A 22144-nucleotide genomic window follows, 5' to 3' on the forward strand; every position below is an offset into this window, starting at 1 on the left:
AAGCCGGCCTCCTCGAAGACGTGCCAGGCGTGGGTGAGCTCGGAGAGCCACAGACCGGTCCGATGATCGGGATCGTCGTAGTGGCCGACGTTCGTGACGACGTTCAAGATGCGCTTCGTCATGGCTGTTCCTTCGGGAGAGATGCCCTCTGGCTCTGGGGATCCCCAGAGCCAGAGGGCATGTTCGGTGCGAGCGTTACTGAAGGGCGGTCTTGAGGGCGTCGACGGCGAGGTGGCGGGCGACGTTGGCGGCCTTGGTGTCGCGCAGGCTGTCCAGGAGCAGGAAGTCGTGGACCATGCCGGCGACCCGGACCGAGGTGACGTCGACGCCGGCCTCGCGGAGCTTGTTGGCGTACTTCTCGCCCTCGTCGCGGAGCACGTCAGCCTCGTCGGTGATGACGAGCGTGGTCGGTAGTCCCTTGAGGTCGTCGAGCGAGGCCTGCAGCGGGGAGGCGTACTTCTCGGCGCGCTGAGCGGGGTCGGTGGTGTAGGCGTCCCAGAACCACTTCATCCCGTCGCGGGTGAGGTAGTAGCCCTCGGCGAACTGCAGGTAGGAGGGAGTGTCGAAGTCGGCATTGGTGACGGGGTAGAGGAGCACCTGGGCCTTGAGGTCGATGCCCCCGCGGTCCTTGTTCATCAGTGCGAAGACGGTGGCCATGCAGCCGCCGACCGATTCGCCGGTGACGGCGATGCGCGTAGTGTCCAGGCCGTGTTCGGCGCCGTGGGCGAGGACCCACTGGCCGACGGCGTAGTTCTGTTCGACCTGGGTAGGGTAGCCCTTCTCCGGGGCCCGGTCGTAGACCGGGAAGACGCCGGCCGCGCCGGCGCCGACGGTCAGCTCCCGGAAGAGCCGGTCGTGGGTCTTGTCGTCGCCGAACACCCATCCGGCGCCGTGGATGTAGAAGACGACGGGCAGCGGGCCGGTGGCGCCCTTCGGCTTGATGAGGCGGGTGCGGACCGTTCCCCACTGGCCGGCGTCGACGTCGACCCATTCCTCGTCGACCTGCGGCCGGTCGACGCCCTCGCCGCTTTGCAGGTCGGAGAGGATCTTGCGGCCTTCCTCGGGTGGGACCTCGTAGATGCGCGGGTGCGGATCGGTCGCGTCGGCCAGTTCCTTCGCGGCAGGCTCGAGGTAAGGGGTGATGGGTGCTGGCAGGTCAGTCATGATGGTCTCCATCTCTGCGCTAGATGCTCCGAGAGGGCAGCACACCGAATGTGTGCATCGCTTACATCGACCGTAACGCGACCACTCGGTGGAAGTCAATGACAGCGATAGGGTCGCCCTGCTCTCCGTGCTGTCCCGGTGCTCCTCAGTGCTGCGATTGGGCGTTGAGCAGGGAGATGAATGACGAGCGCACCTGCGCGGCGATGTCGTCGATCGAGGGCGCGGTGAGCTTGCGGTCCAGGTAGAGGCAGGCCAGACCGTGCACCAGCCCCCAGCCCCCGAGTGCGAGGTCGATCGGGTCGGAGTCGGGGAACACGCCGGTGATGGCGTTGGCGAGCAGCTCGTGCACCGCGGCGGCGGCTTGCACCCGCTCTTCGCTCTCGTGGTCGCACTCGTTGCCGAACATCAGTCGGAACAGCGCGGGCCGGCGCAGCGCGAAGTCCACATAGGCGACACCGAGGTCTGCGAGTTCCTCCACGGTGGTAGGCAGTTCGCGGTCGCGGGTCAGGTCGTCCTTGAGGTCTCGAAGACCTTGGGCGGCAAGGGCCGACTCCAATGCGTCGCGCTCGCGGAAGTGGCGATAGGGGGCCGTGGGCGAGACGCCGGCCTCGCGGGCCACGGCGCGGATCGAGAAGGACTCGCCGCGTTCGAGCATGCCCATGGCGGTCGTGATGAGCGCGGCCCGGAGGTCGCCGTGGTGATAGCTGCTCTTCGTGCTCGCTGACATCGCGGCCCTCCTTGTCGCCTCGTTGTCGGTTGCCCAGGTTCAAGCATTGCCGGGCGACGCTCCCTCGCGGCGGGGAAACGCCGATCGTGCGCCAGATCTTCTCGCACCGTCTCCGGCGTCCACCCCGGGCCAATGTTGACTCTGATTACATGGCAGCCTACGGTGGCATGTAAGCAATGCATACATCGAAGCGAGGAGTTGCCATGACAGCGTCGAAAGCCGCCCCGAACAAGGACGTCGTCGAGGTCGATCTCGGCGGCCGCACGGTGACCGTGCCGAAGGGCGGCCTGTTCGATCGGTACCGGATGGACACCGACCTGGACGAGGTCGCCAAGGACCCACGAGTGCGCAGTGTCGAGTTCTTCCGGACCCTGTCCAAGACCGAGGTGCAGTCGACGATCGGCCCGACCCGGACGCCGAACTTCTACTACGCGATGTCGAAGGCGCAGCTGACCTATCTGGCCCCGACGGGCGCGCTGCGTTCGCGGCTGCCGGGCGAGCTCGACCCGCTGCAGATCGCTCCCGGTATCGGGCTGTTCTCGGTGGTGTTCTTCCGCTACGACGTGTGCGACATCGACTTCTACACCGAGGCGACCGTCGGCATCGCGGTCCGCCCGGCACGCCACGGCAAGCTCGGCGCGGCGGACGTCCTCTCCTCGCTCGCGAACGACGCCACGCACGCCTACGTCCTCTCGCTCCCGGTGAACACCGAGATCGCTCAGGTCCGCGGTCACGACGCCTACGGCTTCCCCAAGTGGGTCACCGACATCGACGTCGACATCGACACCCGCCGCACCACGGCACGCGTCGCGAACGACGACGGCGGCACCGACATCGCCCTCGACGTGGCAACCCCGAAGCAGACGCAGATCCCCACCGGCACCAGCGTCTCCACCCTGACCTCCTACACCCAGCTGGGCGGAGGCTGGAACGCCACGCTGAGCCAGACCGACAACCTGGCCGCCGGCAGCCGCCTGCTCCCGCGCGACGTCGCCCTCGAGCTCGGCGCCGGCCGGCTCAGCGACGACATCCGCTCACTCAAGCCGATCAAGGTCCTCCGCTTCGACGTGTTCACCGAGTGCCAGAACGCCCTGCACATCCCCGTGCCGGTCTCGATCCCGGCGAGGTGACTCAGCCATGACAACGACATCGCCCACCACCAGTGGCGTCACGCCCAACATCGACGCCGCACGCCTGGCGTCTCTGGCGGCCCGGGTGCACGCCGCCGACCCGGACGCGTTCCAGGACGTCACCAACGCCATGACCGGGGGAGTGCTGGGCCAGGTGCCGCACTGCTCGCCCGAGGACGTCGCGGCGGCCGCGCAGCGTGCCCGCGCCGTTCAGAAGGCATGGGCGCAGCGTCCGGTCGAGGAGCGGACCGCGGTGCTGTTGCGCTTTCATGACCTGGTGCTGAGGCGGCAGGACGAGGTCCTCGATCTGATCCAGCTCGAGAACGGCAAGGCACGCCGTCACGCGTTCGAGGAGATCCTCGACGTCACGATGAACGCCCGCTACTACGCCCACACCGCCGCCGACTATCTCAAGCCCCAGCGTCGCCAGGGCGCGCAGCTAGCGTTGACCAAGGTGTGGGAGTTGCACCATCCCAAGGGCCTGGTCGGTGTCATCTCGCCGTGGAACTATCCGCTCACCCTGGGCATCAGCGACGCGCTGCCCGCGATCGTGGCCGGCAACGCCGTGCTCACCAAGCCCGACGCACAGACTCCCTATGCCGCGCTGTGGGCCGTTGAGCTGCTCGAAGAGGCCGGGATGCAGCCTGGCCTGGTGCAGGTCGTCACCGGCTCCGGCACCGAGCTGGGCACCCCCATCATCGAGAACACCGACTTCCTCATGTTCACCGGCTCCACCGCGGTCGGCCGCACGGTCGCCGCCCAGGCCGGCGAGCACCTCATCGACTGCTCCATGGAACTCGGCGGCAAGAACGCGCTGCTCGTCCTCGACGACGCCGAGGTCGACAAGGCCGTCGCCGGTTCGGTGCGGGCCTGCTTCTCCAACACCGGGCAACTGTGCATCTCGATGGAGCGCATCTACGTACCCGGTGTGATCTGGGAGGAGTTCATCACGAAGTTCGCCGCAGCCACCCAGGCGATGAAGCTCTCCTCGGCCATCGACTACTTCGCCGACATGGGCTCCCTGGTCTCGCAGAAGCAGCTCGACACCGTCATCCGCCACGTCGACGACGCCGTCGCCAAGGGCGCAACCGTGCTCGCGGGCGGCAAGGTGCGGCCGGACCTCGGCCCGTACTTCTACGAGCCCACCATCCTCGCCGGCGTCATCGAGGAGATGGAGGTCTACGCCCACGAGACCTTCGGCCCGCTGGTCTCGCTCTACCGCGTCGAGGACGAGGACGAGGCCATCGCGAAGGCCAACGACAGCGAGTACGGCCTCAACTTCAGCGTCTGGACCTCCGACGAGCAGCGCGGCTACCGCGTCGCCGCCCGGCTGGAGGCCGGCACCGTCAACGTCAACGACGCCTACGCGGCCGCCTGGGGCTCCATGGACGCCCCCATGGGTGGCATGAAGGCCAGCGGCCTCGGACGACGCCACGGCGAGCACGGCATCCTCAAATACACCGAGTCCCAGACCATCGCGATCGAGCGAGTGATCCCGGTCGGCGCACCCGACGGCCTGAACCCCAAGACCTACGCCCGCATCGCCACCCGCGCACTGCGCCTGGCCAAGCACCTACCCGGCGTCAAGTAGCCCAGATCCTGCCTCAGATCCTGAAGGAACACCCGTGCAAACCATCCTGGGAGCCAACGGCCAGATCGCCGAAGAGCTCACCCGCTACCTCCACGACAACATCACCCACGACCTCCGCCTGGTCAGCCGCCACCCCACCAAAGTCCACGAGACCGACCAACTCTTCCAGGCCAACCTGATGGACGCCGACGCCACCGCGGCCGCCGTCGAAGACAGCGACATCGCCTACCTGACAGTCGGCTTGCCGATCGACTCCGCCCTATGGGAGCAGCAGTTCCCGGTGATGATGACCAACACCATCGCCGCCTGCCAGAAGCACGGCACCAAGCTCGTCTTCTTCGACAACACCTACATGTACCCGCGCACCTCGACGCCCCAGACCGAAGACACCGCCTTCGAGCCGATCGGACGCAAAGCAACCGTTCGCGCGCAGATCGCGACCATGCTCCTCGACCAGATGCGTGCGGGGACCATCGAGGCGGTGATCTGCCGCGCTCCGGAGTTCTACGGGCCCGGCAAGACCAAGAGCCTGACCAACTCGGCCGTCTTCGACCGGATCAACCAAGGCAAGCGCCCTATGGTCCCGATCAGCGCCCACACCCGCCGCAGCATCATCTGGACCCCCGACGCCAGCCGCGCCATGGGACTCATCGGCAACACCCCCGACGCCTACGGCCAGACCTGGCACCTGCCCATCGACCCTGACCGTCAGACCTACGCCAACATGATCGCCATCGCCTCAGAGGTCACCGGCAGGAAGATCCCGTACACGACGGTCCCGGAGACCGTCTTCAAGCTCGGCGCCCTCGTCAACGCCTCGGTCAAGGAAGCCAACGAACTCATGCCGCGCTACCGCCAAGACAACATCTTCGACTCCACCAAGTTCGCTACTCGATTCCCCGACTTCACCGTCACGACCTACCGCAAAGGGATCACCGAGATCCTCAAGGCATAGCAGCACGCACCGGGAAGCGAGGAACGGACATACCAGGGTCAGCGCTCTGACGTCCTGATGCCGCCTGCATCTGCCCCGACGACGAAACCTCATTGGCCTTACGGTGCCGCCCCCGCCGGACCGGCGAATCTGAGCCAAGGACCCCACAGGTCAGGCGCTTCCGGAGCTTGAAATGAATAGTCGCCTTCACCGGGGTTGTCGGCGCTGGGTCAGCAGGTGGTGGTGGACCAGCCGACGTAGGGCGAGGATGAGTGGTTCATAGAGGGCGGTGCCGAGTACCGCGTAGGTGACCGCCTCGCTGGTGGCTCCCATCTGCTGCATGGGTGCCAGTTCGTCGCGGCCGATCTCGATCAGCGGGTCGAGATACCTGCGCGCGATCTCGGGTGTCCAGGGCAGGCCCGCGGAGTCGAGGGCATCGAGGGCTGCCTGCAACTGTGCGGTCGCCGGGTAGTCGGGTTCGAACCCTAGCCCGAGCTCCTCGATGACGTTCCGGGCGCGGGCCAGCGTTGGGTCCTGCGGTTCGGGGTAGGGCGGGAGGGAGGCGACGGCCTGCCCGGTCGCGTGCACCACGTCGCTGGGCGGCTGGTCGACGACGGCGAGGATCTCGCGCACCTTGGCCAAGGGCAGTTCGCGCACGCTGCTCAGCGCGGCGATCAGCCGCACCCGGTCGACATGGGCCTGCCCGTAGGTCGCCTGCGTTGCCGCGGTCGCCTCGCCTTTCGGCAGCAGCCCCTCGCGGAGGTAGAACTTCAACGTCGCGACCGGAGTGCCGGTCGCCGCCGCCAGTTCGGAAATCCGCAATTCATCCCACTCCTTGCGCGCTCGGGCTAAGCCCTTGTACTGGATAGTAGTAGTGTCCATACTAGATAGTGGAGGTATCCGATCGTTGGAGGCATCTCGTGGACGCACTCGTGTCGATCGTCGCCGGCGTGACGGTGCTGACCGTTGTCACGATCGCCGCCGGTGGCGCGTTCTTGCTGAGCAGGGCGACCGACCGGACGCTGACTCCGCTCCAGCGGAGCTTCTTCCGTGCCGGGCATGCTCATGCAGGCGTCTTGGTGATGCTGGGGCTGCTGTGCATCGTGCTGCAGCGGACCTCCGGGGTCGACCCTGGCTGGCAGGCGGCTCCGTTCGGCGTTCTGGCCGCCGCGATCCTCATGCCGCTGGGGTTCTTCTGCTCGGTGTGGAAGCCGGGCTTGACCGAGCCGAATCGGTGGATCTGGTCGGTGCGCATCGGCGGCGGCGTGTTGGTCGTATCGCTTGTCGTGGTCGGGCTGACCATCCTGCTGGCCGGCGTGGATCGGTTGTAGATGCCCGAGCGTCATCACCGGGCAAGGAAGCAGAGGAACTCATGATCTTTGTTGTCACCATTGCTGCCGCCGCGATCGCGCTCGTCCTTCATGCCGCCGGGTGGGCGCCGTTCGGCGACCCGGTGACGATCCCCGTGAGTGGGGCAGTGGCGATGTGCGCGATGGGGGTGATGGCCCGGTTCATTCCGGCGCGGCGCCGCGGCCTGGTCGCGATGGTGCCGCCCGCGATCCCGGCCCGCGAAATGGTCGTCTTGATCAGCGGGGTGTGCGAGCTGGCCGGCGGGATCGGTGTGCTGATCCCGCCGCTGCGGCCGTGGGCGGCGGCGTGTCTGGTGCTGTTCCTGCTGGCGGTGTTTCCCGCCAATGTCCATCAAGCCCATCAGCGTGGCGATCAGGACGGCACCTATCTGCGGCGGGTTCTGGTCCGTGGTGGTGAGCAGGTCGCGTTCGTCGCGCTGTGCCTGTGGATTCTCATCGCGGCGGTCGCCTGACATTCCGGGTTCACCGGTGCGCCCGGTTACCCCTTGTCGCGCACTGCCACACAGGCGCCGCTGGTTCGCAGGCGAGTGCTCAGGCGAGCGTGTCGAGCCATTCGATGATGACGTCCGCGGCGTGCTCCCAGCCCGGCTCGATCATCAGGTCGTGGGTCAGCCCAGGCAGGATTACCGGTTCGACGCCGTACTTGCGGCTGGTGACTCGTTGGTCCGCGGGCCTCGAGGATCGATCCTGGTCGCCGCCGACGACGAGTATCGGTGTACCGATGACACGGCGGGTGCGGACCGGTCGCACCATCGTGTCGAGGACCGCCCGGAAGCTCTCCTCGCACAGCTTGTCGACATAGGTCGCCATCTCCTCTTCGGAGGTCTCGTCCGAACGGAACCAGTAGCGGGCCGACGTCGGGCTGCCGAACAGCGTCAAGAGCTTGAAGGTGACGAACACCCGGGCGGTCTTCAGCGGGCTGTGACGTGCGGCACGCAGGGTCAGATTTAGGGAACCTGACGGGCGCAACGAACCGATGAGCACCGCGGCGGCTGCTCGGTGGTCCTCCATGTAGCGCTGGGTCACGAAACCTCCCAGGGAGTGCGCGATGATCACCGGGGGCCGTGAGAAACCCTGCGCCACCGAGGCGAGGTCCGCGACGTAGTCGGTCATCCGCACCCACGTCACCGACCGATCAGAGGGGGTGTCGCCGTGCCCGCGCAGGTCGAGGGCGACGGCGTGCCAGCCGTGCTCGGCGAAGTAAGGCAGGAAATGCTCCTCCCACGACCAGGCGCCATGCATGGCCCCATGCACGAACAGCAACGACGGCCGCTGCGCGGACTCGGTTCCCCGTTCGATCGTCGCCACCATCAGCGTGGTCCCTTCTCGCTGGTCATTCCCGGCCCACGCCTTTTTGGTCGCCTCAGCAGGTCCGCCGAGAAGTGCCGGATGAGGTCGTCGGCAATCTCATCCAGGACTCGTGGATCGTCACGGGTGGCCCTGGCCAATGCTCCGGTGCGCACCAAGACAGCCAGGCCGTGGATGAACGCCCAGGCGATGTTCGTCCGGTCGGCGTTACCCGCCGATCTGACTGGCCCGCCGCCGACCGCCTCACCCAAAACGGCGTAGGCGTCCCGCTGCGCCGCCTGCAACTGGGCGTCGTCATCACGGACCAGCTCGGGGCGGATCATCAGGTCGAACAACGCCGGCTGCTCCAACGCGCACCCCAAGTACGTCCGCCCGAGTGCCGACAACAGATCCTGGCCGCGTAGTCCCTGCGAGGCCGCCTGCCGCAGGCTTGTCGCCAGGTGCCCGAACCCCTCCGTCGCCAATGCAGTGAACAGTCCGGCACGATCGCCGAAGTGATGCTTGGGCGCAGCATGCGAGACACCAGCCCGACGCGCGATCGACCGCAGACTGACCGCGCCAACTCCGACCTCCGCGAGTTCGTACCGCGCCGCCAGCAAGAGGCGCTCCCGACCTCCCGCGCCGGCGGCGTCGACATCGCGGAGCGCCAGAGATGATTCTCCGGCGTGATCCAGAGTTGACGACATGCCCCCAGCATCCAAGCCCCGCCTTGACACTGTCAAGGGGAGCTGCGACGTGGCAGCGCACGACGGCGACGTCGCCCAATCCTGCTGAGATCGATCGCGACGACGCGGCATCATGACCGGCCACTGGATTCCAGCCGCGACACCAGCGCCATCCGCCCGACGCGGATCGTGTTTGGTGTTCACCTGTTCCCGGGTGCTTTCGTGGGCACGGCCCCAACGTCGTGGCCAGCCTGCGGCGTTCCTTGGGGGGTATGTCGAGTTGGCCACCAGTTGGCGGGTCCGAGTGCGGCGACGAGCGCGGGTGCGAGTATGCCTCGGACGAGGGTTGCGTCGAGCGCGATGCCGAGCGCCAGGGTGGTGGCGAGGATCTTGACGTCGGTGTCCGGAACCCGGGACAGCGCGACAAAGGCGAGGAACAGGATCAGGGCGGCGGAAGAGACGAGCCGTCCGGTACGTGCCACGCCGCGCACGGTGGCAGCCGCGGTGTCGTGGCCGGCGTCGTGCTCCTCGCGGATGCGGGAGAGTAGGAAGACCTCGTAGTCCATGGACAGCCCGAACAGGAACGCGAAGGCGGCGACCGGCACCCACACGGTGATGGCGTCGCTGGCCCGCTGGTCGAAGAGCAGGTGAAGGCCGTCTCCGTGTTGCCAGATGAGGACGCTGATGCCGTACGCGGCTGCGACGGAGACGGTGTTGAGCAGCAGTGCCTTGACCGGCAGCACGATCGAGTGCAGTGCCCGCGCCAGCAGCGCGAACGTCACGACGACGATCAGGCCGAGGATCCACCACCCATGGCCGTAGACGGCATGGATGAAGTCACTGGTCTGCACGGGTCCACCGCCCACCCGTGCACCCGCGCGCTCGGCGGCAGCCCGGACGGCGGCGGCCGTGTGTTGGCCGCTCGTACTCGATGTGTCGTCGTTCGTCCACACGTCGACGACCCGCACAGCACCGTGTGCCCAGCTGGCAGGTGCGATCACTCCGCAGACGCCTGGAATGTGTTGGACGGCGACGGTCACGCGGGCAGGGTCGGAGGTCAGGATCTCGATCGGTCGGGTGAGGCCCGCGCCGATACCCGATCGATCGAGGCTGCTCAACGCTGTCGCGGCCGGGCCACCCGTGGAGGCGAGTGAGGCGTTGCTGGGGGTACCGAGGTTGAGCCCGAGCACCGGCCAGGCCAGCGCCAGCAGCGCCGCCAGCGATGCCGCTGCAGCCCACCAGCGACGCCGGACGACCAGCCGCGCGATGCCCTGCCAGAGCGGGCTGACCGGATCGCTGCTGCGCCGCCCCGGCCACTCCAACGCGGACCCGGCCACGCTCAGGATCGCGGGGAGGAGGGTGAGCGCCGCGGCCACGCTGACGAGTGGGATCAGCAGCCCGGTCAGCCCCACGCTGCGCAGGTACGGCACCGGCAGCGCGATGAGCGCGGCCAGGCTGACAGCCACGGTGACGCCCGAGAACAGCACCGACCGCCCTGCCGTGGCCAGCGCCGTCTCGACCGCCGCGGCTCTGTTCGCCCCGCGGCCGCGTTCCTCCCGCCAGCGGGTGACGATCAGCAGCGAGTAGTCGATCGCGACGCCGAGTCCGATCAACGCCAGCAGGTACTGGACGATGAACGACACGTTGATGACCTCGGTCAGCCCCCACAGCGCGAGGAAGCTGGTCAGGATCGATGCCGCGGCGATCATCAACGGTGTCAACGCGAGGAGGGAACCGAACACCAAGACCAGCACTACCAATGCTCCGGCCGCGCCGAAGAGGACCTCGACCAGTACGCCGACTCCCTTATTGCCGCCACCCGCCGCCGCGTCCACTCCGGTGACGGTGACCGTCGCGCCGTTCGGGTGCAGCGTCCGTACCGCCGCGTGCAACGCGGAGAGCGCGTGTGCATAGGGGTCGGCGGGCGGTCCCGGTTGTGGGTACACAAGGATGACCGCCGTGCGGCCGTCGCGTGAACGCAGTTGCGGCTGATCGGGATACGCCGCGATCCGCGCGCCCGGCGTGGCCTGACGGACCACTGCCGTGACCGCCTCGGCCATCGGAGCGGAGACAGTGGTGCCATGCACCATGACGAGGACGGGGGCGTTGTTCCCGCCGCTGTCGAACTGGCTGACGATCGCCTGGTTCGCCTCGTACCCGGCCTGGCCCGGGAGACCGAAGTCGTGGGTCAGCTTGCTGGTTACCCGTGAGGCGCCCAGCGCTCCAGCCACTGCGAGCAGCAGCCAGATGGCGATCACCCACCAAGGCCGTGCCACCACGAGCCGCGCCAACCGCCGCATCCTCGCACGCTCCGATCACCAAATTGATCTCATTCGATCTATTCTCATTCGAGAGTAGATTCCAGATGGGAGCTCCGTCAACTAGTCTCGATCGAATCAATCGCAGTTGACTCCTGCTTGACGAAAGATCGCGTCAGATGACCGAACGAAACACCGGATACGCTGTCGGCCCGCTGCTGCGGCACGCTCACAGCAAAGCAGCGCGCGCCTTCAACACCGCACTAGAGCCGCTCGGTATCCAGGGCAAGCACTTCGGCGTGCTCATCGTGCTCAGTCAGGACGGCTCGGTGAACCAGCGCATCCTCACCGAGCGCCTCGGTGCCGACAAATCCGCGACCGGCCGCACCCTGGACGAGCTGGAACAGCGTGGAATCTGTCGCCGCAACCCCGACCCGACCGACCGCCGCGCCCACGCGGTATCCCTTACCGCCAAAGGCATGCGACTGTTCGCCAAGGCCGAGCAGATCGCGACCAAGGTGACTGCAGACCTACTCGCGGATTTCGATCAGGACGACCAGCACCGTCTTCTTGAGCTCTTGCACCGCTTCATCAACACCGAAACCGCCACGTAGCCGCTCACTCCGGATGATTCTCCGGCGCGATCCAGAGTCGACGACGTGACCCCAGCATCCAAGCCCTACATTGACACTGTCAAGGCGGAGCAAGATAAAGTCGCCTTAGGGCAACGCGTCGTCAACGTTCGGTGCTGCCAGCACGCGGGGACCGAAACGATCGGTACCAGCGCCGCCCACCCACCGGCACAACAGCTCCAGCGCATGAGGTCCACTGATCGGGGAGGATGTCGATGACGCGACGGATCGACGGTGACAAGCTCGGACGGTGGAGTCTGCGGCTGGACGCGGTGTATTGCGCAGTGCTGGGAACTGCCGTCGCGCTGGGCGCCGGTCGGATCGCCCGCGGTGTCGCTTTGTCCCCGTTCCTGATTGCCCTGGCCGGGATCGTGGTGGTCGTCTGGGCGGCCGGCGTTAGCTGGATGCTCTCCAGTCTTTCCCTCCGCATGGCACTTCGTCTGGTCATGATCGTCAACGTGTTCGCTGCCATCGCCGTGCTGTCTGTCTCAGCCTCTGCGACAACTCTGCTCATCGTGCTAGCGGTTCTTGCTGTGGCCATCGACATCGCGTTGTTCGCCACCAGCCAGGCAGTCGCGCTGCGCGCGCTCCCAGCCCACCGCTGAACTCTATTCGTGGTTCGTGGACTGCTGTCCGCCAGACTGCCCATCTGAAACGGAATCCGCGATATCGACAGATGGATCGCAGATCCACGAGGTGTGCTACGGATCGCGGGATTGAGCTCGCGACGCCGGTTGCCGCAGTCGGGTGTGATGGGGCTATCGGTGAGAGTGGGCGTTGTCGCCAGCCTCGCTCAGGCTGCGCGGATCGCTAGGCAGGCGTCGTGCGAGTGAGTCGAACGAGGTGAGTCGACCAATTTGGCAGCACGAGGGGCTAGGCGGTGAGTTGGAATGGCCGCGGCATGAGCTGATGCGAGGACGCTTTCCCTATCCGACTTCGGCGGCTGCCGGTCGTGACAATGATCGGGCCAGCGTCGCGGTGGCGGCGGAGCCGAGCAGGGCGAAGGCGAGGGAGACGAGGTAGGTGTTTCGGGCATCGTGGGCGCGAGCTGCGCCTCCGATCAGAGGTCCGGCCGCGATGCCGATTTGGAAGGCGATGACGTAGACGGCGGATGCTGCGTCTGCCCAGGGCCGTGCGATCTTCAGCACGAGGCTCTGCCAGCTGACGGCGAGTCCGGAGTACGCGGCGGCGAGCAGACACAGCCAGCTGAGAGTCCATGGCCGGCCGCTGGTGAGGGTGGCGATCACGAATGCCAGACCTGTTCCGGTCACCTGGGCGGCCAGAGTGCGAAGCGGTAGGGCGTCGGCGGTTCGGGCGGTGGCTGCTATGCCGGTCAGACCGAGCACGCCGAGAGCCAGCAAGGTGATGGACTGTGCGGCTCCGTTCAGGTTGGTGGCGGTGAGAATCGGCGTCACGAAGGTATAGCTGGCGAAGTAGGCCGTCACCAATGCGAAGGTGGAGGCGCTGAGCACGACCACGTCGCGACGGCCTGGGGTCGGGCGGGTTCGGACAAGGGACGATCCCTGGGCCTCGACACTCTGGGGGGCGGGCAACGGGGGCAGCACGATCAGCACCAGCCAGGCTGCAAGTGCTGCGGCGATACCCGCGGTGGCGCTCGCGAGCCGCCAGCTGTCCGCGGCCGCCACGGCGTTCAAGGCGGGAACTCCGGCGATGAGTGCGAGGGCGTTCCCGCTGAACACCGTGCCCGTCGCGCGTCCTGTGGCGCCGTCGGGGGCCAGGCGTGCCGCGGTCGACCCGATGCTCGCCCAGAACAATCCGTGCCCGAGCGCCATGATCAGGCGGCAGGCCATCAACTGTCCGTAGGACTGTGCCGCCGCGCTCACCAGGCTGCTGCCGGCCAGGAGCAGCATCGTCGACACCAGGACGGTGCGCCGATCCCAGCCGCGGGTCCAGCGGATGGTTGGCGCGACGGTGATCGCCACGACGGCGGCGTACCCGCTGAGCAGCAGGCCGGCGACGGCTTCACTGACGTTCAGGTCGGATGAGATCGCCTGGAGTGCGCTGAGCGGAAACAGTTCGCTGCTGACGAAGACGAAGGCACACACGGCAAGAACCGGAAGCCGGAGCGGCGAACGACGCATCTGTGTAACGATACATGTATCGTTACACAGATGAGCTCGTGGTGGCATCAAGCGGTCGTCTACCAGGTCTACCCGCGCAGCTTCGCCGATAGCGACGGTGACGGTGTCGGGGACCTGCCCGGGCTGGTCGACCGGCTGGACTATCTGGCCTGGCTGGGGGTGGACGCGCTGTGGCTCTCGCCGATCTTTACCTCGCCGATGGTCGACTTCGGCTACGACATCAGCGATCACTGTGGCGTCGACCCCCTGTTCGGCAGCGACGACGACGCCCAGCACCTCATCGAGGCCGCCCACGCCCGCGGGATCAAGGTGCTGTTCGACATCGTTCTTGGCCATACCAGCGACCGGCACCCGTGGTTCCAGCAGTCGCGGGCGGGGCGGGAGAGTCCGATGCGGGACTTCTACGTCTGGCGCGACGGCCCGACTCCGGGTTCGCCCGAGGGCGGGCCCCCGAACAACTGGACGGCGGGGTTCCCGCCGGGAGCCCGCGCATGGACCTTCGATGACGGCAGTGGCCAGTGGTACCTGCACTCGCACCTGCCGCAGCAGCCCGACCTGAACTGGGACAACCCTGCCGTCGTCCAGGCCCAAGAACAGGTGCTGCGGTACTGGCTCGACCGCGGGATCGACGGGGTGCGCCTCGATTCGATCAATCGACTGGGCAAAGACCCGTTGCTGCGCAACAACATCGACGGGCATCCGGTGCGTCAGCAGGACTGGCCCACCATCCATCCGCGGCTGGCCCAGGTGCGCCGGGTGCTCAACGACTACCCCGACACGGTCGCCGTGGGCGAGACCTGGCTGTTCGATCAGGCCCAACTCGTGCCCTACCTCGCCGACGACGAACTGCACCTGGCCCACAACTTCGTGTTCGCCAGGGCCGCGGCCGAATCACAGGCGTTGCACGGCATCCTCACCGAGTACGCCGCGCTGGTTCCCGACCCGGATCGAGCGGCCTGGTTCTTCTCCAACCACGACGAGCCACGCCTGGCCAGCCGACTGGACGGCGACGGCCACGGCCTGGCCCGCGCCGAACTGCTGGCCATGCTCCTGATGACACTTCGAGGCACCACATTCCTCTACCAGGGCGAAGAACTCGGACTACCCGACGCCGACATCCCAGCCGACCGCGTCGTGGACCGCAATGGCCGCGATCCCCAACGTGCCCCCATCCCGTGGAACGACCCAGCATCGACCGGACCCGGTGCCGGCTTCACCACCGGGGACCCGTGGCTCCCGATCACCCGCGCCGCGTCACGGCTCAACGTCGACGCACAGCTGCGCAACCCGGACTCCACGCTGCACTACTACCGACGCCTGATCGAGCTTCGGCACGACCACCTGGCTCGACCTGTGGCGCCTCACCGCGTCGACCGGCCGGCGCCCCGTCTGCTGCGAGTGCGCAACCGCACCACCACCGGCAGCTATGACACCGTGCTCAACTTCGCGACACAACCGGCCAGATATCGGGCCGGAGCAGCCGCCCAACTGCTGCTGAGCACCGACCGGGCGCGGCGTCGGCTGCCGCCCGACGGCGACATCAGGCTCGCGCCGCTGGAAGGACTCACCGTGCGCCGCATCGAACTAGCCTGATGAACGTGTCACAACCCGCCAGACGCCCCACCTTAAAGGACGTCGCCGCCAAGGCCGGACTGTCCGTCATGGTCGCCTCCTACACCTTCTCCAGCCCCGACCGCGTCTCCGCGGCCAGCCGGGCGAGGATCCAGGCCGCGGCGGCCGAACTCGGCTACCGCCCCCATCGCGCGGCCCGAACGCTGCGAACCGGCAACAGCGGTCTGATCGGTGTCGTCGTCAGCGAGCACCTCAGCTACGCCTTCCGCGACCCAGGCGCGACCCAGTTCCTCGCCGGCGTCGCCGAGGTGTGCGCCGCCGCAGGCAAAGGCATGGTCCTGCTACCGACGAGTGCGCACCTGGACCCCGCCGCAACGATTACCGCGGCAGACATCGACGGCTACGTCTTCTGGACAACCGCCCCGGACGACCCCACCCTCGCCGAAGCAGTCACAACCGGCCTGCCCATCGCGATCCAGGGCGGACCCGCGATCGAGGGGACGACCTGCATCAGCATCGACGACCGGGCGGCCGCACGAGCCGTCTCGGCCGAGGCTCTGCACGGAGCCGAACGCCCCGCCGTCATAGCGTTTCCCACCGATCCCGCTCGCCAGCCGGCCACCGCGAGCCTGACCGCCATCACCGCCGTCCTACCGGTCACCCAAGCCCGCCTCGACGGAATACGAGCAAGCCTGAAAGACGCCCACCTCGACCCCGCCCAAACCCCGTGCCTGATCTTGAGCGAGAACAACCGCACCCGGGCCCAGGGCGCAGCCAAGGAGCTGATGGAGCAGCACCCCGCCACCGACGCCATCATCTGCATGTCCGACGAGATCGCGCTCGGCGCCCTGACCTACCTGAACCAGCAGGCCTTCGACATCCCGGAGAAAGTCAGCCTCACCGGGTTCGACGCCATCCCCGAAGCCCTCGATCGAGGCATCACCACGATCAAGCAAGACCTCCACGAACAAGGACGCCTGGCCGCGGGCATCGCTCTCGGCGACACACCCGGGAACGCCAGCCTTACGTGGGAGCTCCACATCTCCGGAACCACCCGGCAACGCAGACTCTGACGACAAGCCAGACTTCCCCGGGTGGCTGCGCCCGGTGATGAGTAACCTTCGTCCGTGGAACCCCGGTTGAGTCCCTCTGCGTACGCCATGCTCGGATTCCTCGCGTTCGGCGAGGCGTCCGGCTACGACCTGCGACGCGTGGCGGCCGACACGGTCGCCAACTTCTGGGCCGCCGCGGACAGTCAGATCTACCCGGCGCTGACACAGTTGGAGGCCGCCGGCTTGGTGACCTCGACGGACCAGCCAGGCTCACGGGGACGGCAGGTATACCGAATCACGCCGGAAGGCGAGCGCGCACTGGACGACTGGCTTCGGCAACCAGCCCGGGCACCGGCGTTCCGGCACCCGGCGATGATCCGGCTGTTCTTCGGCTGGCGACTGCCCGCCGCCGACCTTCGGTTGCTCATCGACCGCCGTAGGGACCAGTTGCGTGAACAGCTGAGCGGCATCGAACGGCAGCGGGCGGACGCGAACGGAATGCTCGCGGCTCTGCCGGAGGGCTCAGACGTGGCGCGCAAGGCGGCATTCGGTGCCCTCATCATCGACGGAGGGGTCGAGATCACCGCCGCCGAACTGCGCTGGTGGGACACCGTGGCCGAACGGCTGCTGCCCGCGGCTAATCACTGATACCTAAACTTTAGGTGTTATGGTCATTGGCATGCAGTCAGGCGACCTGGCGCTGTTCGCGCCGTTCAGCGACGGCTATGCAGACGTGTCCCGCTCCGTCGCGATCGCCGAGGCGGTCCGGGACCGTGGGACTCAGGTCGCGTTCGCAGGCCGTGGCGGAGTGTTGACGCACCTTGCGAGCGGCGCCGGGTTCGAGGTGATCGACCTGCCATCGACCGACATCGCGAGTCTTCGGGTGTTCCAGGGCGAGACTCCCGCGCAGGACGCGGTCGAGCAGGCCGCGGAGCACGTCAAGGCGGAGGTGCGCCTGTTCGCAGACCTCAGCCCGGCGGTGGTGATCGGTGACTGTCGACCCACGCTGCGCATCTCGACACACGTGGCGAACCTGCCGTATGTCGGGATCGTGGGCGCGACGTGGACGACCTATTTCTACGGTAGTCGGCTCAGCGCTCCCGAGGGCTTGGTGCCTCGGTGGGCCCGCAGGTTGCCCGCGCCACTGCTGGAGCGGGAGGTCGCGCGGCGTCATCGCCGCGGCGTCGGCGACCCGTTCCGCGAACAGTGGAACCGTCTTGCCGCCCGCTTCGGTACGCCACCGGTCGCACACGCTGCCGACCTCTTTCGGGGCCAGATCGGACTGGTCACCGACGTCAAGGAACTCCTCGACGCCACCCGGTTCCCTGCCGACCTGCCGTTCATCGGCCCACTCGTCTGGCCCGGCGAAGGCGACCTTCCCGAGATCGCGACCCGACCGCGAGACGTGCCGCTGGTGTACGCGACGTTCGGTAGCACCGGCCCAGACTGGGTCGCATCGACATTGGTCGAGGCACTGGCAGCGATGCCGGTGACCGCAGTGTTCACCGTTGGCCCGCACATCGACATCGCGTCGCTGCCATCCGCGTCCAACGTGCACATCGCAGCCGTCGCACCGGGCAGCGAGATGGCCAAACTCGCCGATCTGGTCATCTGCCACGGGGGAATCGGCTCGCTGTATCAGGCCGCGGCGGTCGGGACCCCGATCATCGGCATTCCCGGCCACTTCGAGCAGCAATGGAACATCGACCTGTTCCAACGATGGGGGTGCGCCCGGCGTCTGCCCGGACGGGGACTGTCCGCCGCCGAGATCAAGGCGGCCATCCACGAGGTGCTCGACAATCCTCGATACACCAGGCGCGCCCACGACCTCCAACGCGTGATCGAACGATACGACGGACCGGATACCGCGTGCTTGGGACTGCCAGGTTCCCGCGGGTCCTTCGGAACGGTCGATGTCTCGGTGGACTGCAAGCCCAGCACAGGCGATGTCAACCGCATCCTCTGCTCGGTATGCGCGCACGTTCTTCTTAAAGGTCCGGGATTGTCCGTCGGCCTCTTCCGCCGTAATCAGGACTCGGTAGCTAGGCATCCGCTTCGCTCCTTTCCGTAGTCGCATCTCGGTTGTCCGGTCGCGTTGCCGGGGTCGCGGGCAGGAACAACGCGGGTATGAATGCGACGGCCACGAGTGCGAGGGCCCACACGAACGTCTGTCCGAAAGCTGCGGCTATCGCGGCCGGCGCTCCTCCGTCGGAGGCGACGGCGGCGATCTGGGTCTGCAACACCACGGCAAGGATCGCGGCGCCGAGGGAGCCGCCGAGTTGCTGGAAGATGCGCACGGCGCTCGTTGCTCGTGGGATTGCAGCTCGGTCCACGTCGCGGTAGGAGGCGGTCTGGGCGGGGACGGTAGTGGCTCCGAGACCGATGCCGGCGATGAAGCCTGCGAGGGCCAGGAACGGCTGCGAGGTCTGTTCGCCCACCTGGGTGAGCATTCCAAGGCCGAGCAGCGTGAGCGCCACACCGACCAGAACGATCCACCGAGGACCGGTGCGGTCCGTGAGGCGTCCGCCGATCATCAAGGCGATGGCCATGCCGATGCCTTGCGGAAGGGCCAGCAGTCCGGCGTGTAGTGCTGACCACCCTCTGGCGGCCTGGAAGTAGAGCGGCACGATGAGCGCGATACCGAACATGGCGAGACCGAAGAGGAACATCACGCCGGATGCGGAGCTGAAGCTGCGTGCTCTGAGCAGCCGGAGGTCGATCAACGGTTCGACGCGGGTCGTGGTCGCGTGGATGACGAAGCCGGCGAGCAGGATCCCCCCAGCGAGCAGCGGAATCACGACTTCGGCCTGATCGAACCTGCCGAGGGAACCGGCCCGGGACAGGCTGTAGACGATGCCAGCGAGCGCGGGCGAGAGCAGGCACAACCCCAGCACATCGAGGCCTGCTCGGCCGACGCGGAGTTCTGCGCTCTGCTGGCGTGACATGTACCTCGCGGAGGCGATCAGCGCGGCGGCGCAGATCGGGAGGTTGATGATGAACATCCACCGCCAGCCCAGACCCGTGACAATCGCGCCACCGGCGACAGGGCCGAGGACGACACCGAGCATCGCAGGCAATCCAATAGCACCCATGACGCGTCCGAGCTTGTCGGGACCGGCAGCCTGTGCGAGGAGAGCTTGTCCGAGCGGCAGCAACATCCCACCGCCTAGCCCTTGGATGATCCGAGCGACGATGAGCACCGGCGCCGACCATGACAGGGCGCAGGCCAGAGAGGCCAACCCGAATATCGCGAGGGCGAACATCCACATGCGGCGAGCGCCGAACCGATCGACCGTCCAGCCGGTGACGGGGATCACCATCGTCATCGACAGCAGATAGCCAGTAGTCACCCACTGCACCGTCGGAACGTCCACGGCGAACTCGTCGCGCAGGGTGTTCAGCGCGACACCGACCATCGTCCCGTCCATCTGGATCATGAACGTGCCAAGGATCACGACCACGATTACCCGGATGAGACTCCGCGGCAGTGGCTCGACAGCCAGCGCCTTCCTGCGCGCCATCAGGCATCCTCTTCTCCAAGAGCGGCGAGCAGTGCGGACTGATCCACCTCAGCCAGCGCGAGCAGCCGCGGGACCGTGCCTGCCTCCTGGTCAAGCACGGCACGCAACAGCCTCGTAGCGTCGATTCCTTTCGTCTTTCCCCGTGTCGAGCGGACGACCGCGCGACGCAGCACGTTCTTCGCTGAGGTCGCAAGTGCCAGCGAGGACGCCGAGGGGGAAACCGGGATCGGGCTCGGCTCGATACCGGCGGAACGGAGGCTACGGTCGCGCTCCTGGTCGATGAGTCCCCGTAGGCGCTCTGCGGTCAGGCCCGCATCGACAAGCACGCGCTGTGCTCGGGTGCCCTCCCGCTCACTGAGCGCAACGAGCAGATGCTCGGATTCAATCGTTGTGGCGCTGGTCGCGCGAGCATGGTCCTGCCCGCGACGGACAACCCACCGGGCCTCGTCGGTCAGTCGGTCAAACATGGCGCCTCCTAAGGTCGACGCCTGCTTCGATCAGGCGCTTGGCGTGCTTCTGGTGAACGGCCTGCCGTGTCACCCCGAGTGCTTCGGCGACCTGTGACCAGGTCCAGCCGGCGCGCATCGCCCGCTCGACTTCGACGGCCTCCAGTTGATCCGCACGCTGACGCAGCGCCACGACAGACGCGAGTCCATCGGCGATCTCGCTCAGTTGAGGTGGTCTCTTGTCGCTCACATAAGCAAGTGAACTTGACAAGGACGACCTTGTCAATCTGTCTTGCTTATAGCGAACGCGGCCGGGGTACGAAGGCGCCAACGGGGCGCCCCGTGTCCATTCAGGGTTCTGTCGCTCACCACGAAACCGCGGCCCGCTCATCTACTGCGAAGCGCGCGCAGAGCCGCGGCTCGCCCACGCCGTGCTCGACAGTCCCCGATACACCAGCCGCGCCCACGACCTCCAACGCGTGATCGAACGATACGACGGACCGACTACGGCCGCCGAGATCATCACCACCACACTTGCGTCACAGCGGCCCCAATAGGTGACTCAGAAGTTCCGCAGGTAGGGGACGCGTAGCAGGCGATTGCCTATCTGCGGATCTCTCAGCCGCGAGCATCGCGCGACACGCCGGACACCCCGCGGGGCGCCGCTGAGACTTATGCCTGTCGAAGTGACCGCTGTTCGAGCCAGCCGACGATCGAAGGCACCACCGACTCCGGCTGCCGGGCCCAGCGGAAGTGGTCGATCCCGTCGGCTTCGACGTGGCGGCGCTGCATGTCAAGCGCGGGCATCATCGCGGCGAGCCGGTCGACCGCGGTGGGTGGTGCGAGGGTGTCGCCGCTGACTGAGACGACGAGCGCGGGGAGCTCGAGGCGGGCGAGTGCCGGTCCGTGGTCGACCCGCGGACGTCCGAATGCCAGCCTGCCGGTCCTGGCCAGCCGCGCCCAGTCGGCCATCACCCCGCGCGCCTCTCGCCCGGCGAAGCGCAGCTGTCGGCCGGGGAAGTGGCCGACCACGCGTGGGACCAGACCCATGAGCTGGCTGACCGGGAGGAAGGCGGGGTGGTAGTCGCGCCAGTACGGCAACGGGGCAGCGACCAGGATCAGGCCGGCCAGCCGATCGGGGTGGCTCGCGGCGAAGGCGCTGGCGACCTGGCCGCCGAGGCTGTGGCCGAGGAGGTAGACCTCGGCGCCGTCCCTGGTCAGCAGATCGACGGCGGCGTCGACGTCGTCGACGAGGTCGGCGTAGCCGAAGTCGTAGCGCCAGCCGGGCGACCTGCCGCCGGACTCCTCGTGTCCGCGCTGCTCCATCACCGCCGTCGACCAACCGGTCCCGGCGAGTGCGGTGGCGAGCCTCCTGTAGTAGCCGGCCGGCATGCCCATCGCCGGTACGACGAGCACGACCGACCCGCCGGTGCTCGGCCCGCCGGCGGCCGGATGCACCGTGACCGCGAAGCGGGTGCCGTCCTCGCGTGCGACGAGGTGGCGGCGCGGTGTGGTGTCTGCGGACGCCGACGGGGCAGAGTCAGAGTCGCTCATCGCGCCGCCTCGGTCGAGGAAGGGCAAGGGTACGGACGCGACGGCCTGAGTCCGACGATCGCTCGCTGACGCTCGCTCATGGTGCTCAGTCTGCCGGGAGGCGGTCGAGGAACCCGTG

General features: G+C 67.4%; 22 protein-coding genes. 11 read left to right on the forward strand and 11 right to left on the reverse strand.

The annotated features are described in order from the left end of the window. Positions 1 to 195: 195 nt before the first annotated feature. Positions 196 to 1164, reverse strand: a complete 969-nt coding sequence (locus tag QM638_RS02135) for an alpha/beta hydrolase (RefSeq protein ID WP_415140284.1) — start codon at positions 1162 to 1164, stop codon at positions 196 to 198. A 145-nt stretch (positions 1165 to 1309) separates the two neighbouring features. Beyond that, positions 1310 to 1891, reverse strand: a complete 582-nt coding sequence (locus tag QM638_RS02140; RefSeq protein ID WP_415140285.1) for a TetR/AcrR family transcriptional regulator — start codon at positions 1889 to 1891, stop codon at positions 1310 to 1312. Positions 1892 to 2094: 203 nt separating this feature from the next. On the opposite strand from QM638_RS02140, the gene QM638_RS02145 reads away from it, so the two are divergent. The 3 genes from QM638_RS02145 to QM638_RS02155 are packed head-to-tail and all read left to right on the forward strand — an operon-like array spanning position 2095 to position 5567. After that, a complete protein-coding gene (locus QM638_RS02145; RefSeq protein WP_415140286.1) occupies positions 2095 to 3021 on the forward strand; it encodes an acetoacetate decarboxylase family protein in 927 nt (308 codons plus the stop codon). A gap of 7 nt (positions 3022 to 3028) precedes the next feature. After that, the gene (locus QM638_RS02150; protein WP_415140287.1) at positions 3029 to 4612 is read left to right on the forward strand and encodes a succinic semialdehyde dehydrogenase; all 1584 of its coding nucleotides are present in this window, start codon (positions 3029 to 3031) and stop codon (positions 4610 to 4612) included. Between the two features lie 34 nt (positions 4613 to 4646). Continuing rightward, the gene (locus tag QM638_RS02155) at positions 4647 to 5567 is read left to right on the forward strand and encodes an NAD-dependent epimerase/dehydratase family protein (protein WP_415140288.1); all 921 of its coding nucleotides are present in this window, start codon (positions 4647 to 4649) and stop codon (positions 5565 to 5567) included. 186 nt (positions 5568 to 5753) lie between these two features. Here QM638_RS02155 and QM638_RS02160 read toward each other — a convergent pair whose 3' ends face one another. Then, on the reverse strand, positions 5754 to 6368 hold the full coding sequence (locus QM638_RS02160; protein ID WP_415140289.1) for a MerR family transcriptional regulator: 615 nt from the start codon (positions 6366 to 6368) through the stop codon (positions 5754 to 5756). 98 nt (positions 6369 to 6466) lie between these two features. Here QM638_RS02160 and QM638_RS02165 point away from each other — a divergent pair, with 98 nt between their 5' ends. Continuing rightward, positions 6467 to 6877 (forward strand): hypothetical protein, encoded by a 411-nt coding sequence (locus tag QM638_RS02165; protein ID WP_415140290.1) that lies wholly within the window; start codon positions 6467 to 6469, stop codon positions 6875 to 6877. Between the two features lie 41 nt (positions 6878 to 6918). Beyond that, complete coding sequence (locus QM638_RS02170) at positions 6919 to 7368, forward strand: hypothetical protein (protein WP_415140291.1); 450 nt, start codon at positions 6919 to 6921, stop codon at positions 7366 to 7368. A gap of 79 nt (positions 7369 to 7447) precedes the next feature. Here the strand turns inward: QM638_RS02170 and QM638_RS02175 are convergent, their stop codons facing one another. From QM638_RS02175 to QM638_RS02185, 3 genes are all read right to left on the reverse strand, one after another. Beyond that, complete coding sequence (locus tag QM638_RS02175; protein WP_415140292.1) at positions 7448 to 8227, reverse strand: alpha/beta hydrolase; 780 nt, start codon at positions 8225 to 8227, stop codon at positions 7448 to 7450. After that, positions 8227 to 8910, reverse strand: a complete 684-nt coding sequence (locus QM638_RS02180) for a TetR/AcrR family transcriptional regulator (RefSeq protein WP_415140293.1) — start codon at positions 8908 to 8910, stop codon at positions 8227 to 8229. The genes QM638_RS02175 and QM638_RS02180 overlap by 1 nt, the downstream gene beginning before the upstream one ends. Before the next feature lie 179 nt (positions 8911 to 9089). Continuing rightward, complete coding sequence (locus QM638_RS02185; protein ID WP_415140294.1) at positions 9090 to 11180, reverse strand: MMPL family transporter; 2091 nt, start codon at positions 11178 to 11180, stop codon at positions 9090 to 9092. A gap of 146 nt (positions 11181 to 11326) precedes the next feature. Between QM638_RS02185 and QM638_RS02190 the strand changes: the two genes are divergently transcribed. Next, positions 11327 to 11761 (forward strand): MarR family winged helix-turn-helix transcriptional regulator, encoded by a 435-nt coding sequence (locus tag QM638_RS02190; RefSeq protein ID WP_415140295.1) that lies wholly within the window; start codon positions 11327 to 11329, stop codon positions 11759 to 11761. Positions 11762 to 11994: 233 nt separating this feature from the next. Next, positions 11995 to 12384, forward strand: a complete 390-nt coding sequence (locus QM638_RS02195) for a hypothetical protein (protein WP_415140296.1) — start codon at positions 11995 to 11997, stop codon at positions 12382 to 12384. 321 nt (positions 12385 to 12705) lie between these two features. Here QM638_RS02195 and QM638_RS02200 read toward each other — a convergent pair whose 3' ends face one another. Next, a complete protein-coding gene (locus QM638_RS02200) occupies positions 12706 to 13881 on the reverse strand; it encodes an MFS transporter (RefSeq protein ID WP_415140297.1) in 1176 nt (391 codons plus the stop codon). Between the two features lie 30 nt (positions 13882 to 13911). Here QM638_RS02200 and QM638_RS02205 point away from each other — a divergent pair, with 30 nt between their 5' ends. From QM638_RS02205 to QM638_RS02220, 4 genes are read left to right on the forward strand one after another with little or no spacing between them, the layout of a single operon-like run. Further along, positions 13912 to 15474 (forward strand): alpha-amylase family glycosyl hydrolase, encoded by a 1563-nt coding sequence (locus tag QM638_RS02205; protein ID WP_415140298.1) that lies wholly within the window; start codon positions 13912 to 13914, stop codon positions 15472 to 15474. 5 nt (positions 15475 to 15479) lie between these two features. Continuing rightward, positions 15480 to 16526, forward strand: a complete 1047-nt coding sequence (locus tag QM638_RS02210) for a LacI family DNA-binding transcriptional regulator (RefSeq protein WP_415140299.1) — start codon at positions 15480 to 15482, stop codon at positions 16524 to 16526. A gap of 54 nt (positions 16527 to 16580) precedes the next feature. Continuing rightward, on the forward strand, positions 16581 to 17153 hold the full coding sequence (locus tag QM638_RS02215) for a PadR family transcriptional regulator (protein WP_415140300.1): 573 nt from the start codon (positions 16581 to 16583) through the stop codon (positions 17151 to 17153). A gap of 31 nt (positions 17154 to 17184) precedes the next feature. Further along, positions 17185 to 18576, forward strand: a complete 1392-nt coding sequence (locus QM638_RS02220) for a nucleotide disphospho-sugar-binding domain-containing protein (RefSeq protein ID WP_415140301.1) — start codon at positions 17185 to 17187, stop codon at positions 18574 to 18576. Here the strand turns inward: QM638_RS02220 and QM638_RS02225 are convergent. The 4 genes from QM638_RS02225 to QM638_RS02240 all read right to left on the reverse strand — a co-directional run bounded on the left by QM638_RS02225 (position 18548) and on the right by QM638_RS02240 (position 22026). After that, on the reverse strand, positions 18548 to 20026 hold the full coding sequence (locus tag QM638_RS02225) for an MDR family MFS transporter (protein ID WP_415140302.1): 1479 nt from the start codon (positions 20024 to 20026) through the stop codon (positions 18548 to 18550). The genes QM638_RS02220 and QM638_RS02225 overlap by 29 nt on opposite strands. After that, positions 20026 to 20493 carry a Clp protease N-terminal domain-containing protein gene (locus QM638_RS02230; RefSeq protein ID WP_415140303.1) on the reverse strand — a complete coding sequence of 156 codons (468 nt, stop codon included), beginning with the start codon at positions 20491 to 20493 and terminating at the stop codon, positions 20026 to 20028. The genes QM638_RS02225 and QM638_RS02230 overlap by 1 nt, the downstream gene beginning before the upstream one ends. Continuing rightward, complete coding sequence (locus tag QM638_RS02235; protein WP_415140304.1) at positions 20486 to 20722, reverse strand: hypothetical protein; 237 nt, start codon at positions 20720 to 20722, stop codon at positions 20486 to 20488. Before QM638_RS02235 ends, QM638_RS02230 begins: the two co-directional genes overlap by 8 nt. Positions 20723 to 21144: 422 nt before the next feature. Beyond that, complete coding sequence (locus tag QM638_RS02240; RefSeq protein WP_415140305.1) at positions 21145 to 22026, reverse strand: alpha/beta fold hydrolase; 882 nt, start codon at positions 22024 to 22026, stop codon at positions 21145 to 21147. Positions 22027 to 22144: the final 118 nt, after the last annotated feature.

Origin of the sequence: Nocardioides sp. (assembly GCF_047606145.1) — a bacterium.
GTDB lineage: Bacteria > Actinomycetota > Actinomycetes > Propionibacteriales > Nocardioidaceae > Nocardioides.